Raw genomic sequence first — 16,852 nt, forward strand, 5'->3', positions numbered from 1 at the left:
CTAAGCAGTACTGTATTAATTTTACACTAATTAGCGATTGATTTTGCTATTTGGACATATTCCATTACAGAAATCTGTTCCGGTCGAGCAAGCGGATCTATGCCTAAATCGCATAATTGTGCAGCACTAAGCAAGGGCTTTAAATTATTCGCAAGTGTTTTTCGACGCATTGCAAAAGCCTTTGCTACTAATTGCTCAAGTGCATTCACATCCACTTTTGGATAAGGTGATATCTGATATGGAATTAAACGCACAATAGCCGAATCAACTTTTGGCACAGGATAAAAAGCTTCAGGCGGGACATCAAATAAAGATTCAACCTCACAGTGATACTGCATCATCACAGTTAATCGTCCATAAACCTTAGTACCCGGTTGAGCAGCCAAACGAGCAACTACCTCCTTTTGTAACATAAAATGCATGTCCTCAATAAAAGAGGAATAATTAAGTAAGTGAAATAATAAAGGCGTAGAAATATTGTAGGGCAAATTACCAACGATACGAAGTTTAGGTCCCCATTGACTGTAATCAACAGTTAAAGCATCAGCAGCTACTAAATTTAACTTGCCGCTAGTCATTGGCAAAGTGCCGAGGTGCTCCTGTAAATCGGTATCGATTTCAATAGCAGTTAAATTTTCTATGCATTTAAGCAAAGGTTGAGTTAAAGCCCCTAAACCTGGACCAATTTCAACTACATTGTCATCCTTTTGCAGATGCAAAACATCAAGGATTTCATTGATAATATGCTTGTTTTGCAAAAAATTCTGACCAAAGCGTTTACGTGGACGATGACTCACTTTGATTTCACCTAAAAACAGAGGGGGATTATACCTTTTTTTGCCGTAAAGTGCACTCTAAACAGCAAGAAACATTGGTTTTTCAAACATTATAACCTTTTTTTAAGAAAAAACTGTTTTTTGGACGTCAAAAATTATCTTCGTGCGGTTTTTTTTATCAACTTGCAGATATTTTTATTTCCCGATGACGATTTACTGTACAATCCTTCAAAAAAACAGCGTCGACCCTATTGCGATCGGAGTTTTATATGCTCAAACAATTTCACCATCATCCTTCTATACGCCATACCACAGAAATTAATCATTTATGTGAACCGCTAACTCTTCTTGATATCACTAGTTTTTCTCATCTGCGAGTATTTAAAAATAATCAACTGACTGTGCTCTGTAATCAATCGCAATTCTTGCTGAATTATTTGGATAAAAAATATTATGCCGCCGATCCCTGTGTTAATATTAACCCCGAATCGACTGAGCTGGGGGAATATCTGATCTGGGATGCAGTCGATTGTTCAGGTCAAACAGCTCAAATGCTGGCAGACTCTGCTGCTTTTGACTTCAAACACGTCTTTACCATCATCAAAAAACAAGCTAATTACAGGGATTTTTATCATTTTGGCACCCATCTTTCGAATCCAGCTATTCATCAAATTTATATCAATAACCTTGATATTCTCGATCAATTTATTAGATTTTTTAACTCAAAGATTAACCAGTCAAAAGAACTGGCTCACGCCTATGATATTGTGCTTAATGCGGATCAAATTTCTTCACAAGTTGAGCTAAATTTATTGCAGAATAAACAAGTAAAACGCGACTTAATCTTAGAAATGTTAATCCCTAAAGAGCCATTTTTGACAGCAAACGAAATTAAATGTGCAGAATTAATACTGGAAGGTAAGACTGCAAAAGAAATTGCAAAAATATTAGCTTTGTCTTACCGAACTATTGAGGATCGAATTAATGCTTTAAAAATAAAATATAATGCAAAAAATAAAGCAGATTTGATTGTAAAATTAGTTAAAACCGGTGAATCATATTTAAAGGCTAAGGGTACGATTAATAATGTGCTGGGCGACTAATTCTTGCATCTGATGCAAATACAGTGGCTTGGAAAATACTTTATTCATACCAGCCTGCAAACATTTACCCTCCGACTCGCCAAGATCATGAGCGGTCAAGCCGATAATTGGAATTTCAGTTTTCTTTAAAGATTTTTCCCATTCACGAATAAGATAAGTTAACTCAACTCCAGAAATTCCTGGTAGGCCTATGTCAGTAATGATGAGATCAAAAATATCATTTTTCGCTAATTCTAAGGCTTTTTCACCATCAGTCGCCGAGATAAAGCGACATCCCGCTTGTGAAACAATGGTTTCTACAAAACGCAAAGCAACAAGATTGTCCTCCACTAACAGAATAACAGGAGCCTCATTTGATACAGCAGTTTTTTTGATAATAGCCATTTTTATTGTATGAAAGTAATCAAGTCCTTAATTTGCTCTATCTTACAACTTTGAGCTTCTAGAACTAAGATATCCCGTTTGTACATGAATTTTGAGTAAATTATTAGGCTCAAATGGCCATTCTTGCCTTCGCAGTGATGACAACCATTGTAGGATATATCAGTTTTGGAGGATTATACTCACTATCTTAAAGAAAAAGATGCTTAAAATAAGCGTTTTTTGCAAAAAAGTCGAAAATAATTAACCTAAAGCAATAGATTTGCTCAAATTTAACAATTATAAAATTGCCATCTTTTTAGTAATGGTTTATTTTTAATACATAGATGGTATTCTTTGCTCAGCTAACACTAGGAATTAGGGGGCCAGACTTAAAGATACGGTGAGCAAGCTTAACTTGTATTAAGAAGCCTAAAGTATCTTAGGAGGCGTCCACAATGAACTACAGAACTGTAGCAGGAGTACCATCCCCCATTTTAGACTCTTGAGTGGATCTGGTACAATTCTCCAACAATTCCAGCTTATTTTTGATTATGCTAAATCACTTGCTAGAACTTCGAAGGCGCATTCTGTACGTTTTTTTATTTTTTCTCGTCCTTTTTTTTCTCTTTTTTTTCTATGCAAACCATCTATTTCACGCTTTAGTAAACCCTTTACTTAAGGCTCTAGCAAATCAAGATTCTATGATTGCTACACAAATTACTTCGCCGGTGCTTATACCCATCAAGCTCGCTGCGGATGTCGCTATGCTTTGCTCAGCTCCTTTTGCTTTATTACAACTCTGGTGTTTTGCCGCTCCAGGACTCTATAGGAAAGAGCGCTTTCATCTACGTAATGCGATAATTACTAGCTTATTACTATTTTGCCTCGGAGCTTTATTTTGTTTTTACTGCATTTTGCCCTACATGTTCCAATTTTTTGCTAAATCAGTCCCTGAAGGCGTTCATCTCATGCCAGATATGGCTGAAACCTTAGATTTTATTACTCGCATGCTGCTGCTTTTTGGCCTTTGCTTTCAAGTGCCTCTTCTTTGTTTAACCGTCGTGCGTTTAGGCTGGGTTGAGTTGGCCGTGCTAAAAAAAATTAGACCCTACATTATTGTTATGGCGTTTGTAGTGGGAATGCTGCTAACACCACCTGATGTATTATCACAAATCATGCTGGCTGTGCCGCTATGCTTACTTTATGAGCTTGGTATTTTCTTAGCATCTCGCAAAACTTACAATTCAACAGGCGATTTAAGGGGAAGAGACATCGACAAGCGAGAAATTTGAAACTGCACCATTCTCTTAATCATTTCTTCGAAATTGACGGAGGGTTTCCAACCCAACAGTTTTTTTGCTTTTGAAGGATCAGCGACTGTTTGAGTTGTTTCTAGTGGTCGAACAAAAGCTGGGTCACTGATAACATGATCCCGCCAATCTTTGCCCACATAATGGTAGGCTACTTCACATAACTCTCTAAGCGTATGGAGTTGTCCTGTACCAATAACAAAATCGTTGGGCTCATCTTGCTGCAACATTAGCCACATTGCTTGGACATAATCAGGCGCATAACCCCAATCTCTAGCCACCTCAAAATTACCTAAAGCAAGTTTGCCTTGTGAAACAATAGGTAAGCCTCGCTCATTACGATCAGGAGAATTGATGATATCTAAGGCAGCGCAAGCAGCACCGTAAGCAACTTTCTGAGTGACAAAATGCAAGGGGCGCCGCTCACTTTCATGATTGAATAAGATCCCGCTGGCAATAAACAACCCGTAACTCTCCCGATAAATCCGCACCATTTGGTGGGCATAAACTTTGGATGCCGCATAAGGATTAGTCGGGTTAAAGGCAGTCTCTTCAGTTTGAGGACTGATTTTAGTCTGCCCAAACATTTCCGATGAAGAAGCGTGATATACCTTAGCCGTTGGACAGGCTGTCCTTACTGCTTCAAATAGGCGGATTGCGCCTAATCCATTAATACAAAGGGTTTGCGCTGCTTGAGCCCAGGACTCTCCTGGTCTTGATTGAGAGGCAAGATTGTAAACTTCATCAGGTTTAACTTGTTCGATGGCAGAAGTGATATCTGCTTCTTCAGCAATGTCACCGTAAATAAGTTGTAGCTCACCAGGCAATTGAGCAGTTATTGCTGTTTTTTGCTGGCTTTCACGCGCAAATCCAACTACACGATAGCCTTTCTTAAGTAATAATTCAGCTAGGAAATAACCGTCTTGTCCGGTAATACCTGTAATTAAAGCGCTACGCATTCAGTATCCTCATAATACCCCAGCCCTATATGGTAAAAATATCGGATAAATACTCCAGAGCAGAGCGCTTAACCTGATAACTCTTAATTAAACTGAAAAGCTATCTCACCATAAAGTCAGCAATCATCCTTATTGATTTGCCTTTTTCACAATTTTTCGCCAGAGTACTTTTTCCATCAAAAAAAGTCAATGAGCATAGCTATGAGATCTTTTATGCCATCTGGTATACTATCGCGTTCTGAGAAATCGAAACAACACAATTTTTGTTCAATGAGAGAGTTACTCCACAACCTTAAGGAAACAAGGATCGAATTTCATGCTGACTAATCATAAAATGCATATTGGCTTTGATATTTCCCAAACGGGGAGTGGTAAAGCCGGCTGTGGCTTTTTTGCACATGCAATGATCCAAGCAATGTTAGATCTTGCCCCAGAGCATCGCTATTCACTTTATCCAAGTTTTGGCGATTTCTATTTTGACGCCTTAATGCCCCTCCAAAACCCCTATAAAGTAGGGCATTATGGTCCGCGGCATCTGACTCGTGATCTGGCCGCCTCTTTTTGGACAAAACAAGAACTGGAAAACTCCTTAGGAATACCTGATATCATCCATGCCAATAATTTTTGGTGCCCGACCCAACTTAAAGCAAGCCGACTTATTTATACCTTTTATGATATGGGTTTCGTGGTGAATCCCAACTGGTCTACGGAAGCGAATCGTCTAGGCTGTTTTAATGGTGTTTTTCGCTCGTCTCTCGCTGCTGATTGGATAGTTGCCATTTCTGAGGCTTCAAAAACACATTATTTAAGTGTATTTCCTCATTTTCCAGAGGACAGAATTCGCGTGATTTATCCTTGCTCACGTTTTGCTAATACTCAATTAGAAGGCAAACGCCCCAAGGCACTTAAATCAATTTCTCCCGGTCAATTCTGGCTCAATGTCGGCACTATTGAGCCGCGAAAAAATCAGCGTTGCCTAGCACAAGCCTATGCGCGCTACTTAGCTCTCAATGGCAAACCTATGCCCCTTGTCTTCGCAGGTGGTGAAGGTTGGCTAATGAATGATTTTAAAGCCCATTTGCAGGAACTAGGCATTGAGTCACAAGTTATTTTTACAGGTTATATTTCCGATGAGGAATTGATTTGGCTTTATCAAAATTGCTATGCAAATCTTTATTGCTCGCTGTTTGAGGGCTTTGGCTTACCTATTTTAGAAGGCATGCAATTTGGCGCCCCCACGCTCAACTCCCATTCCACTTCTATGCCAGAGATAGCAGGAGATGCAACAGTATTACTTTCCCCTGAACATGCTGAAGATTGGACACAAGCGATGCTAAAGTTAGCCACAGAGCCCTCAGAAAGAGAAAGGCTTAGCTTAGCTGCCCGAGAGCAAGCAGCTACTTTTATTTGGAAACAAAGCGCTGAAGCCTTGCTGGAGCTTTATAACGAAGCACTGGCAGCCCCCAAACGAGAACAGTTAGCAAAACCTCCAAAAATGATGGAGGTTTTGTAATGATTAAACCTGTCATTCCCTACGAAAAAGGAGAGTAAATGCGCAGATGTTGGTGTGGTGATCATTCACTTATTTCTTTTAATGAAGAATATGTTGTTTGCCAATCCTGTAAAACCTTGATTTCGCAAAGCGAACTTACGAATGACCAATATTTAGTGACCAATGATGAAACCGATTTTTACGGTAAACAGTATTGGCTTAGCCATCAAAGCCAAGAGTTGGGTATTAGTGATATCTATGCGCGTGCACGCTTAGATTTGGGCGAAAGAAATCTGCACTGGCTCAAAACGATATTGAAATACAAATTGCCTCCAGCCAAAGTTTTAGAGCTAGGTTGTAGCCATGGCAGTTTTATCGCCTTATTACGTCAAATTGGCTATGACGCAATGGGTGTCGAACTCAGCTCCTGGGTTGTTAATTTTGCCCAACAAACCTTCAATGCACCGGTCTCTCTCGGCCCGCTAGAGAATTTAAGCTTATCCAAAACTAGTTTTGATGTCATTGTTCTCATGGATGTTCTTGAGCATTTACCTGATCCGCTAGCAACCATTAAATTTTGTATGAGCCTGCTTAAACCCGAAGGTTTTTTATTAATACAAACACCGCAATTTCAAGAAAATCTGAACTATAGTCAGTTACTCGAGGAAAAAAGTCCGTTTTTAACGATGCTTGTTAAAGATGAACATCTTTATTTATTTAGCAAAAAATCAATTAAAGTTTTTTTTAATCACCTTGAGGTTCAATATCTTCACTTCGAACCAGCTATATTTGCACAATATGATATGTTTTTCACCGCCAGCCGAACGCCGCTAAAGACTAATTCATCTGCTGAAATTGAAGCAACTCTTCTTGCTAATCCGCAAAATCGATTTATCTTAGCCTTACTCGATTTACGGGAGCGCGAATTACATTTGAGCAAATTACTCGAAGAATCTGAAACGGATAGAGTTGCTCGCTTAGAGCAAATTCATACTCTGACCGCTATGATTAAAGACCATGAATCCGCGAGCTCTGCCCGCAGAAAACAAATTGAACAGCATAAAGCTAGCTTAGATACTTTATTTTCTCGACCAATGTTTCGCTTGTTAAATTGCTTTGCTAAATGGCCTGAGCTCAAAAAATTACAAAACTCGTTTAAAAATACAGGACTCAAAACCATTGCCGTCGATCTGACGCCAATTCTCCCAGGAGGAGAAAATGGGGGAGCAAAAATTTTTGTGCTTGAGCTGCTTAAGCAATTAGCAGCATTAGCGCCTGAAACCCAATTTATCTTACTTACCCAAGCCGCCTCTCACGAGGAACTTAGCGCGTTAGAAAGCAGCAACATGAAATGTATGATGGTGCTCGATAAACCGGTAAAAAGCTCTCTCTGGTATCGCCTGTTGTCTGCGAGTGCGCGAAGAATTCCTTATCTACCGCGAAAATTATCCTATTTAGGCTATCGTCTGAATGTTTTATTGAAGAGAAAAGGAAGCAACTCCTTATTGCACAATCTCGGTGCTGACTTACTGTTTTGCCCCTTTACTGCACCCACGTATTTTGAGTTAGGCGTACCGACTGTTTGTACACTTTACGATCTACAATATAAAACTTATCCTGAATTTTTTACTGCCGAAGATGTCGCTCATCGCCAACATACTTTTGCTGAAGCCTGTCGTCGAGCCTCAATGCTGACCGCTATTTCAGAATATTCCCGCCAATCCGCCATTACTCATGGAGGTATTAGACCAGAAAAAATACGGACCATTTATTTGCAAATGGCACAGCGCATTTTGCCTGAGGCGGCTCAAGATAAAACTATCTTGACGAAACTTAAACTTAATACAAAACACTACTTGTTATATCCGGCCAATTTTTGGAAACATAAAAATCACGAAATGCTGCTAACCGCATTTGGCATGGCTTGTAAGCAAGGGTTAGCCTCCAACATCAAATTGGTTTGCACGGGAGCAGAAAACGCCCGCTTAACTTTCTTAGCCGATGCTGCAGAAAAGATGAATCTGGGTGAACAAGTTGTGTTCCCAGGCTATTTGAACAATAGCGAATTATCAGTCCTCATGGCGAATAGCTCCGGGGTCATTTTCCCCTCGCTTTATGAAGGTTTTGGTTTACCCGTTATTGAAGCAATGGCGGCCGGTATTCCCGTTGCCTGCAGTAATTTAACTTCTCTGCCTGAGGTGGTGGGTGAGGCTGCTATACTTTTTAATCCCCGTATCCCAACGCAGATTGCTGAGGCTATTATCTCCTTGCAAAATGATAAAAAATTACGCGAACAACTGATTGCAGCAGGAAAAGAACGGGCAAAAAGCTTCTCAGATTCTCAACGTATGGCCCAGGAATACTGGTATCTATTTCAACATGCCATTAAAGAAAATCATCATGAGGATGAACTCACTGGCGCCTATGAAGATGGTTGGGTAGGTTCACGTATGAATGTACAAGTTGCGCCCCATACCTCTAAACAAACACTCGAATTGGAATTGTATGTACCCGATTGGCTGCCGCAATCGAAGATCCTAGTCAAAGCCGTTCGCGATGGGGTAGACCAAAACAATCCTCTTGAGATTAGTCGCGGCAAGAAAGCCTTATTGACGCTTCCTCTCACCACTGAAGGCGGGCATTATGAAATCAGGATGGAACCTACTTTCGTTCCTGCAAAAACGGGGTATAGCAGTCATGACCAACGAGAGCTTTCCTTGATCGTTCAACGTTGCTCTGTTCTTCGCAATGGCGAATCCGTTCAATTAATTGCAGAGAAAGGACTAGTATGAAAATAAGTATTATCACTCCCTCGTTTAACCAAGGACAATTTATTGAGCGCACTCTATTAAGCGTCGCTCAGCAAACAGGGGGGGAAATTGAGCATGTTGTATTCGATGGTGGAAGCACCGATAACACCGTTGATCTGCTTAAAAAGGCAAGTTCTTTAACGAGCTGGGTCTCTGAAAAAGATAAGGGGCAAACGGATGCTGTCAATAAAGGCATCCGCGCAACCAACGGTGAAATCATTGGCTGGCTTAACTCCGATGATGTGTATTATCCCGGCGCGATCGAAGAGGTTCTCAATTTTTTTGCAGCAAATCCTGAAGTTGATGTGGTTTATGGTATGGCCGATCATATTGATATCAACGATCAAGCTTTTGAAACCTATCCTACCGAAGCCTGGGATTTCGAGCGCTTAAAACAAACTTGTATCATCTGTCAGCCCGCACTCTTTTTTCGACGTAAAGTTGTAGAAGAACATGGTTTATTGGATGAATCCTTGAACTACTGCATGGATTACGAATACTGGCTGCGATTAGGTAAGGCAGGCGTCCGATTTGCCTACCTTGAAAAAAAACTTGCTGGCTCCAGACTCTACGCAGAAAACAAAACGCTTGGAGCAAAAGTCAAAGTTCATTATGAAATTAATAACATGTTCAGAGATAAGTTTGGCAAAGTCCCCGATCGTTGGTTATTTAATTATGCGCATGCAGTAGTAGAAGCTAAGACCATTCGGCAAAAAAATCCCAATCGGTTTATGCTTTCTCTTTTCTTATCCTCAGTCTGGTCTACTTTCCATTGGAATAAAGGTCTCTCTGCTAGCTTTACCAAAAGCTTATTTGGTTGGAAAAATTTATAACCGGTGGTTACAATTTGGCGAATTATTTTCCGATATGAGAGCAGTAAAACCCATTATTTTGGATTGCATTATTATTTCGCATTGTAAATCTGAATAACTAAACTTGATGTACCTAGCCTTCTCTTAATAGCAAAAACAAGGCTTACCCCCATTCTTCTTTGAGTCTTTAAGTATGAAAACTTATTATGAAATATTAAACGTTGCAAAAAACGCAGACTCTGCGGAAATCAAAAAATCCTTTCGTGCTTTAGCACTAAAATGGCATCCTGATAAAAATAAAACTGTAGGGGCTCGAGAAAAATTCGAAGAAATAAATAAAGCTTATTGTATTTTAATAGATCCTGAAAAACGTAAACGATACGATGAAGCACTACAGAAACGTAGCTCTTCCTGTTTTAATGTAGATCTCGATGATTTGCTGTATAGCAATTATAGTAAGCAAGGATTGCAGGCTTTGTTAACGGCCTTAATGAAAGAAATAACAATTTTTTCTTCGAAATCATTTGATGGATTTTTCGTTAATAAAACTGAGATGATTTCAGCATTCCAAAAGTTTTATCAAATTGGGCACCGGCACCGATGTTCAGAATATGGTTGGGATGTGGAAACAGTCGATTTTAGCAAAAAAATGCTTGCTCTCCTATTAAAATTAAATGATGGCAATAGCGAAAATATTGAGGATATTATACTTAGATTTGGTGAAAATATTGGCTATTATCCGGGGTTTAATAGTGCAGAAATGGGTGAAATTTTCAATGCTATTATGCTTAATAGCATCGGCATCACACTCGAAGAAACAGATGTTTACAGGCTCATAGGTTTAGATAAATTGGATACTGAAATCAATCGTCTCAGTAAACTTACAAGCAAATCCGTCGCGACAGCCCCACATCAGCAATTTTTAAATTCTTTATTACACTTTAGAACTGAAGTCAGAAAAGACATAGAAATCATAAAAGCCAGAACAGTTTCTGATCAACAAAATACAGAGATAATGCAAAGCGCCACTGTAGCGATCGTTAAAGATACTGTATCCATGTTATCAGCACTGCATTATTTACCATCAACTCAACAAAATGACATGGAACTTCTTAATGCTTATAAAAAACAATGCCAGTTTTACACACCTTCATTTTCAAATTTCATGCAGGCTATCGGTGTTGTTATGTACTGTGCGTTTATTCATGGCATCACTCTAGGAGTTTTAGCTTGTGTAATAGGCAATGATTTAATCTTATCGGATGGTAAAAATCTATGTGGCATTCCACAACATGAAAGCATTTTAAAAAGATTAGTATTTCAGCCAGCAAATCATGCTCCACTAGCAGCTCATCAGGTGATAAAAACTGCGAAAAACTTTATTCAGCCTTCACAATACAATTTTTGTTTTTTCGCCCATGATGGGTCTGAAGGGAATAGTAATATACCTAATGCAACTGAGCTGAGTCCTGCATGATTATTAAGCCCTAGCCCTAAACAACCAGCTCTCACTCAGCTTGCGGATTTCCAGGAAGAAAAACAGAACGCCGACGCAGTTTCAAGAGGGCTGAACTCAACTTTTTACCCAAGTTGTTTGATGGAACTTCGATCCATCGATAAGTCAGGCTTGACAGTAAGATAACGAGAGCTAAATAACCAAGAGTAAAGCCAAGCATATTAAAATAAGTGCCGGTGAAGTTATATTGGGTCTTCAGATATAAAAATAGAGGGAAATGAATTAAATAAATACTAAACGAGATTTTTCCCAAATACCGTATCGGGGCAAGTCGAAGGAAAGCATTAAAATAAGACTGCTTTTGGGAGGTGATAAATAACAAAATAAATGAGCAAGCTAGGATTTCGGGAAAAACCCAAGATTGCCAATGACCATAATTCCAATCTCTTAGGCCAAAACTAAACTGTGGTGCTAAGAGCAACATCATTGTCGCTAAGCCTAAAAGCAGAAAGCTATAGTTTTTCGGCATAAATTTCGTCGCTTTTGGACTCAATTTGTCAATAATCAATCCCGCATGAAAGAAAACAAGAAATTGAATATAGATAGGATCCTGCCAACAAAAACTTAGGTAGCTGAATAATATAAACAGAGCAAGGTTAAGTACTTTGCCGCCAAATTCAAACAGCAAGAAAATAGCTGGAAAAACAATACTACAATACAACTCAACTTTTAATGACCATAGCGGCACATTAAGGTTTATATCATTTAAGAATAAAGTGCTAACTAGAAGTGAATACTCGAGCTTCGTCATTAAATTCAATAAGAAAAACGCAAAAACTGTAGTCGCCCACATCAAAGGAATTAATCGAAATGCGCGTCGACAAAGATAAGCTAGAAACGAAAACAGATCGGCTATCGGTTCCTTTCTAAGTTGACGCCCTAAAACAAGACCACTAATCGTAAAAAAAAGCAGTACCGCAGGCTGAGGATCAAACAGACCGGCTATGAGAACCGCGATGGGATCATGGTGGGAAGGGGTCACTGGACGTCCAGCATATAATAGCGGTAAAAAAAGAAGCAAGTAAAGATGCCCCATAACAACCGCAAAAGAAGCGACGCCTCGCAAGGATTCAATCTCAGGGGAAAAAGAGCTCGTTTTGGGTTGAGGACTTGTTTTTTCTACAGCACCTAAAGTAGTGACCATAATGCCTATTAAACCGTATGATTGGGTTACAAATATAAGGGAAAAATCCATTTGTGCTTCAGAAATAACAAGTACTTCCCTTCGACAAGCAACTCGGGTTGCGGATTTCCTATAATAATCCTTTGCTCTATACTCCACAAGCTCTAGTGGAGGTTCGGCCTTAGCTAATCCCGACCTATATCAGCGCTCCATAACTAACCGACGCCATCCCTTAAAACCATTCAGAAAGTAGACAGGAAATTTTATTTTACTCGCGCCTACAAGTAGGTGAAATATGGACAAAAATCAGTATAATCCCGTATCGACTCAAAATTCTACATTCAAGAATTAGCAATTGAAAATGAATATCGCTACACTCTTGGCTACTTAATAAGGCAAAACAATAAACTTGGACAGTTATAGGACACTAAGTTTCGTTGTAGATAAGGGGATTTTATGAAGGCAGTCATTTTAGCGGGCGGCTTAGGTACAAGAATCAGTGAGGAAACATCGGTTCGCCCAAAACCAATGATTGAAATAGGAGGCAAACCTATTTTATGGCATATTATGAAGCTATATTCTGCTCATAATATTCATAATTTTGTCATTTGCTTAGGCTACAAAGGTTATGTAATTAAAGAGTATTTTGCCAACTACTTCTTACATATGTCGGATGTCACTCTCGATATCACCAATAATAAAATAGAAATCCATCAGAATAATGCCGAGCCTTGGCTGATTACTCTCGTTGAAACAGGAGAGAGAACAATGACTGGTGGGCGAATTAAACGCATTGCTAATCATATAGGAAATGAGGATTTCTGCCTCACTTATGGTGATGGCGTCTCAGACGTTAACATTAGTGAACTCATTTCTTTCCATAAAAAACAGAAAACCCTGGCTACTTTAACTGCCATTCAGCCTCCCGGCCGCTTCGGTTCACTTCTTATGGATGGTGACAAAATTACTGGTTTTAAAGAAAAACCTCAGGGCGACGGCGGCTGGATTAATGGTGGTTTTTTTGTTTTATCACCCAAAGTTATCGACTATATAGAAGGCGATGACACCATTTGGGAAAAACATCCTTTAGAGCGCCTGGCAGAGGAAGGCCAATTATCCTCATTTACTCATGATGGTTTTTGGCATCCGATGGATACCCTTCGCGATAAGACTTATTTAGAAGAATTATGGGAATCCGGTAAAGCACCATGGAAAACATGGTAATTATTGGGGATATCTAGTCTTTAAATTTTTAGAGAGAAATAATAATGAGCACTCAGCAATTTATCCATGTACCTTACGGAAAAACTGTACACGGCGAAGAAGAAATTGAAGCAGTTGTTTCCGTGTTACGCACCTCCACACAAATGGGCAAACACGTGCGCGAGATGGAAGAGAAAGTCGCCAATTTATTTAGCAAAAAACATGGAATTATGGTTAATTCCGGCTCTTCTGCTAATTATTTGGCCATTGAAATCCTCGATTTACCGGCAGGCTCCGAAGTGATCACGCCAACTTTAACGTTTTCCACTACGGTAGCGCCTCTTATTCGCAATAATTTAATTCCTGCTTTTGTGGATGTTGAAGAAGGTACTTTCAATATCGACGCCAATCAGGTCGAGGCCATGATAACCCCCAAAACCAGGGCGATGATGATCCCTAATCTGCTAGGAAATCTGCCTAACTGGAAAATGCTCAGAGAACTAGCTGATAAATATAATCTCATTATTATCGAAGATTCTGCAGATACTTTGGGTGCAACAATTGATGGTTCCTCTGTAGGCCGCTTCAGTGATCTTAGTACAACCAGTTTTTATGGTTCACACGTCGTCAACTGTGCTGGAAACGGCGGCATGCTCTGCGTTAATGAAGATCGGCTCGCTTCTCACGCAAAATTATTACGAAGCTGGGGCCGAAGTTCTTCTTTATTTATTGAATCAGAAGCTATTGAAAATCGCTTTAATATTCAAGTAGATGGTATCGATTACGATGCAAAATTTGTCTTCGAAGCACTCGGTTATAACCTAGAACCTTCCGAAATGGGTGCTGCTTTTGGTTTAGTACAACTCAGTAAACTAGGACAAAATATTGCGGCGCGTGACCACGCATTCAAATTGCATACGGAGTTTTTTAGCCGCTACAAAGATTGGTTTATTCTGCCAAAACAATTGCCTAACTCGCATACAGGTTGGCTAGCGTTTCCATTAACAATTAAAGATAGCGCACCATTTTCACGCAAAGAATTACAAATCTTCTTAGAAAAGCGTAATATCCAAACTCGTACTGTCTTTACTGGTAATATCTTACGCCAGCCAGGATTTAACAACATCGAACGACGTGAGTCTGCGAAAGGCTATCCTAATGCCGATCGTGTGATGCGTGGTGGGATTTTGCTTGGTTGCCATCATGGCTTAACTGCTGAAATGATGAACCATATTCACCACTCATTTGAGCTCTTTGCTAAAATTCATGCTGGGGTAACTGCCTAAGCATTCCCTTTTTAGCGGAAGATGAGTCTGGGTGACTCATCTTCCTTCACTGACAATTAGTTGAGAATCTCTTATGAAATTAATCAGTATTGTTACGCCTTGTTATAATGAAGAAGCAAATGTTGAAGAAATACATCGACAAGTCAAAGCAATATTCGACGAAATTCCCAATTATCGCTATGAGCATATTTTTATCGATAATGCCTCAACCGATAATACAGTAGCTATCTTAAAAAAGATTGCTGAACAGGATTCTCATGCCAAAGTTATCGTGAATGCAAGAAATTTTGGCCATATTCGTTCACCCTATCATGCCATGCTTGAAACAAATGGTGATGCAACCATTTTGATTGTCGCTGATCTGCAAGATCCACCCGCTATGATTAAAGAATTTATTCAAAAATGGGAGCAGGGTTACAAAATTGTAGTGGGCGTAAAACCTGAAAGTCAGGAATCAAAATTGATGTTTGCTATTCGCCGTGCTTACTATAATTTCGTCACGCGAATTGCCGATGTTAAATTAATAAAAAATTTCACGGGGTTTGGCTTATACGATAAAGAAGTGATTGATATCTTACGTACTCATAAAGATCCTTATCCCTATTTTCGCGGCTTAATTGCCGAAATTGGGCTTGAAATCGCCGAAGTTCCTTATAATCAACCTCGCAGGGCCCGTGGCGTGACAAAGAATAATTTCTATTCCTTGTATGATATGGCGATGTTAGGAATTACCAGCCATTCCAAAATTCCTTTGCGCTTAGCAACCATGGCTGGATTTTCGCTTTCTATCATTAGCCTACTCATTTCTCTTAGCTTTTTTGTTTTGAAATTATTTTTTTGGAACAGTTTTAATCTTGGTGTAGCACCTATACTCATCGGTTTATTCTTTTTCTCATCCGTACAACTATTTTTTATTGGATTATTAGGAGAATATATAGCTTCAATCCATACACGGGTTACTAAGCGTCCTTTAGTTGTCGAAAAAGAACGTATTAATTTTTCTCAATAATATGAACACTAATCCTTTAGCCAATGATTTAAACTACATCCTTGATAAAACCTTGCCACTGTGGGAAGAATTACGTGAGCAACGGATTTTTATCACCGGTGGAACTGGTTTTTTTGGCTGTTGGTTATTAGAAAGTTTTGCCTGGATAAATAATAAACTTGATCTTAATGCCGAGGCCGTTGTACTCACGAGAAATGTTGCTCGTTTTGCTAATAAACATCCCCGACTCTTTCATTCACCCTCACTAAGATTTCATGAAGGTGATGTTAGAAATTTTGCCTACCCTCCGCAGTCTTTTTCCCATATTATTCATGCAGCAACCGATACGAATGCAAAACTAAACCAAGAAGATCCGCTCGCTATCTTCGATAGCATTTTACAGGGCACAAAACACACACTTGAGTTTGCCAGGCAGGTTAAGGCAAAAAAAATTCTTTTAACTAGCTCCGGGGCTATCTACGGCAAACAACCTTCCGAACTGACGCATATTCCAGAATCCTATCCTGGCCAAGCTTATTTGACTACGCCTCAATCCACGTATGGAGTGGGTAAATGTGCTGCCGAACACCTGGGCTATTTATATGCTAGACAACATGGATTAGATATAAAAATTGCTCGCTGCTTTGCCTTTGTCGGCCCCTATTTACCCTTAGATGAACATTTTGCAATTGGCAACTTTATCCATAACAGTTTGCAGGGGCAAAGCATAGAAATCAAAGGCGATGGGACACCATTCCGCTCTTATCTTTATGCTGCTGATTTAGCGATTTGGCTTTGGACTATTCTTTTTAAGGGTAAAACGGCTTACCCTTATAATGTTGGCTCTGATGAAGATTATTGTTTAGCTGATGTGGCACAGGTTGTAGCAAACACGAGTGATAAATCGATTACAGTCAATGTCAGACAGGCTAAGCCAGAAAATCACCAAGTTGAGCGCTATGTTCCTAACATCGATCGAGCTCGAGAAGAGCTCAAATTAGCCCCGCAGATCAAACTAACCGATGCTGTTCATCGAACGAGAGCCTGGCATTTAAAATCCTTAGAATACGAATCGTCATAACCCAAGAGGTTGGTTAAGACATAATTTGGA

At 39.5% G+C, this 16,852-nt stretch carries 14 protein-coding genes and 1 other RNA gene; 11 read left to right on the plus strand and 4 right to left on the minus strand.

Annotated features, from left to right (window positions below; translation table 11 throughout):
• Nucleotides 1–26: 26 nt before the first annotated feature.
• Nucleotides 27–797, minus strand: a complete 771-nt coding sequence (gene rsmA / locus Lnau_RS06965; RefSeq protein ID WP_058504412.1) for a 16S rRNA (adenine(1518)-N(6)/adenine(1519)-N(6))-dimethyltransferase RsmA — start codon at nucleotides 795–797, stop codon at nucleotides 27–29.
• A 248-nt stretch (nucleotides 798–1,045) separates the two neighbouring features.
• On the opposite strand from rsmA, the gene Lnau_RS06970 reads away from it, so the two are divergent.
• Complete coding sequence (locus Lnau_RS06970; protein WP_058504413.1) at nucleotides 1,046–1,879, plus strand: helix-turn-helix transcriptional regulator; 834 nt, start codon at nucleotides 1,046–1,048, stop codon at nucleotides 1,877–1,879.
• Here Lnau_RS06970 and Lnau_RS06975 read toward each other — a convergent pair.
• A complete protein-coding gene (locus Lnau_RS06975; RefSeq protein WP_058504414.1) occupies nucleotides 1,838–2,263 on the minus strand; it encodes a response regulator in 426 nt (141 codons plus the stop codon). The two genes, Lnau_RS06970 and Lnau_RS06975, sit on opposite strands and share 42 nt — an antisense overlap.
• 357 nt (nucleotides 2,264–2,620) lie before the next feature.
• On the opposite strand from Lnau_RS06975, the gene ssrS reads away from it, so the two are divergent.
• Nucleotides 2,621–2,696, plus strand: a non-coding RNA gene (ssrS, locus tag Lnau_RS15985) — 6S RNA.
• 97 nt (nucleotides 2,697–2,793) lie between these two features.
• On the plus strand, nucleotides 2,794–3,534 hold the full coding sequence (gene tatC, locus Lnau_RS06980; protein ID WP_058504836.1) for a twin-arginine translocase subunit TatC: 741 nt from the start codon (nucleotides 2,794–2,796) through the stop codon (nucleotides 3,532–3,534).
• Here the strand turns inward: tatC and Lnau_RS06985 are convergent.
• On the minus strand, nucleotides 3,480–4,511 hold the full coding sequence (locus tag Lnau_RS06985; RefSeq protein ID WP_058504415.1) for a GDP-mannose 4,6-dehydratase: 1,032 nt from the start codon (nucleotides 4,509–4,511) through the stop codon (nucleotides 3,480–3,482). The genes tatC and Lnau_RS06985 overlap by 55 nt on opposite strands.
• A gap of 316 nt (nucleotides 4,512–4,827) precedes the next feature.
• Between Lnau_RS06985 and Lnau_RS06990 the strand changes: the two genes are divergently transcribed.
• From Lnau_RS06990 to Lnau_RS07005, 4 genes are all read left to right on the plus strand, one after another.
• Complete coding sequence (locus Lnau_RS06990) at nucleotides 4,828–6,024, plus strand: glycosyltransferase family 4 protein (protein WP_202972571.1); 1,197 nt, start codon at nucleotides 4,828–4,830, stop codon at nucleotides 6,022–6,024.
• A gap of 38 nt (nucleotides 6,025–6,062) precedes the next feature.
• Nucleotides 6,063–8,795 carry a glycosyltransferase gene (locus Lnau_RS16110; protein ID WP_083503783.1) on the plus strand — a complete coding sequence of 911 codons (2,733 nt, stop codon included), beginning with the start codon at nucleotides 6,063–6,065 and terminating at the stop codon, nucleotides 8,793–8,795.
• A complete protein-coding gene (locus tag Lnau_RS07000) occupies nucleotides 8,792–9,646 on the plus strand; it encodes a glycosyltransferase family 2 protein (RefSeq protein ID WP_058504416.1) in 855 nt (284 codons plus the stop codon). The genes Lnau_RS16110 and Lnau_RS07000 overlap by 4 nt, the downstream gene beginning before the upstream one ends.
• Nucleotides 9,647–9,818: 172 nt before the next feature.
• The gene (locus Lnau_RS07005; protein WP_058504417.1) at nucleotides 9,819–11,102 is read left to right on the plus strand and encodes a J domain-containing protein; all 1,284 of its coding nucleotides are present in this window, start codon (nucleotides 9,819–9,821) and stop codon (nucleotides 11,100–11,102) included.
• A 31-nt stretch (nucleotides 11,103–11,133) separates the two neighbouring features.
• Here Lnau_RS07005 and Lnau_RS07010 read toward each other — a convergent pair whose 3' ends face one another.
• Entirely contained in the window at nucleotides 11,134–12,336 is a 1,203-nt protein-coding gene (locus Lnau_RS07010) for an acyltransferase family protein (protein ID WP_058504418.1), read from the minus strand.
• Between the two features lie 384 nt (nucleotides 12,337–12,720).
• On the opposite strand from Lnau_RS07010, the gene rfbF reads away from it, so the two are divergent.
• From rfbF to Lnau_RS07030, 4 genes are all read left to right on the plus strand, one after another.
• Nucleotides 12,721–13,488, plus strand: coding sequence for a glucose-1-phosphate cytidylyltransferase (gene rfbF / locus Lnau_RS07015; protein WP_058504419.1), 768 nt, complete (start codon nucleotides 12,721–12,723; stop codon nucleotides 13,486–13,488).
• A gap of 44 nt (nucleotides 13,489–13,532) precedes the next feature.
• A complete protein-coding gene (locus Lnau_RS07020) occupies nucleotides 13,533–14,753 on the plus strand; it encodes an aminotransferase class I/II-fold pyridoxal phosphate-dependent enzyme (RefSeq protein ID WP_202972572.1) in 1,221 nt (406 codons plus the stop codon).
• A 73-nt stretch (nucleotides 14,754–14,826) separates the two neighbouring features.
• A complete protein-coding gene (locus Lnau_RS07025) occupies nucleotides 14,827–15,762 on the plus strand; it encodes a glycosyltransferase family 2 protein (protein ID WP_058504420.1) in 936 nt (311 codons plus the stop codon).
• On the plus strand, nucleotides 15,728–16,822 hold the full coding sequence (locus tag Lnau_RS07030; protein ID WP_202972573.1) for an NAD-dependent epimerase/dehydratase family protein: 1,095 nt from the start codon (nucleotides 15,728–15,730) through the stop codon (nucleotides 16,820–16,822). The genes Lnau_RS07025 and Lnau_RS07030 overlap by 35 nt, the downstream gene beginning before the upstream one ends.
• Nucleotides 16,823–16,852 lie beyond the last annotated feature (30 nt).

This window comes from Legionella nautarum (genome assembly GCF_001467895.1).
GTDB lineage: Bacteria > Pseudomonadota > Gammaproteobacteria > Legionellales > Legionellaceae > Tatlockia > Tatlockia nautarum.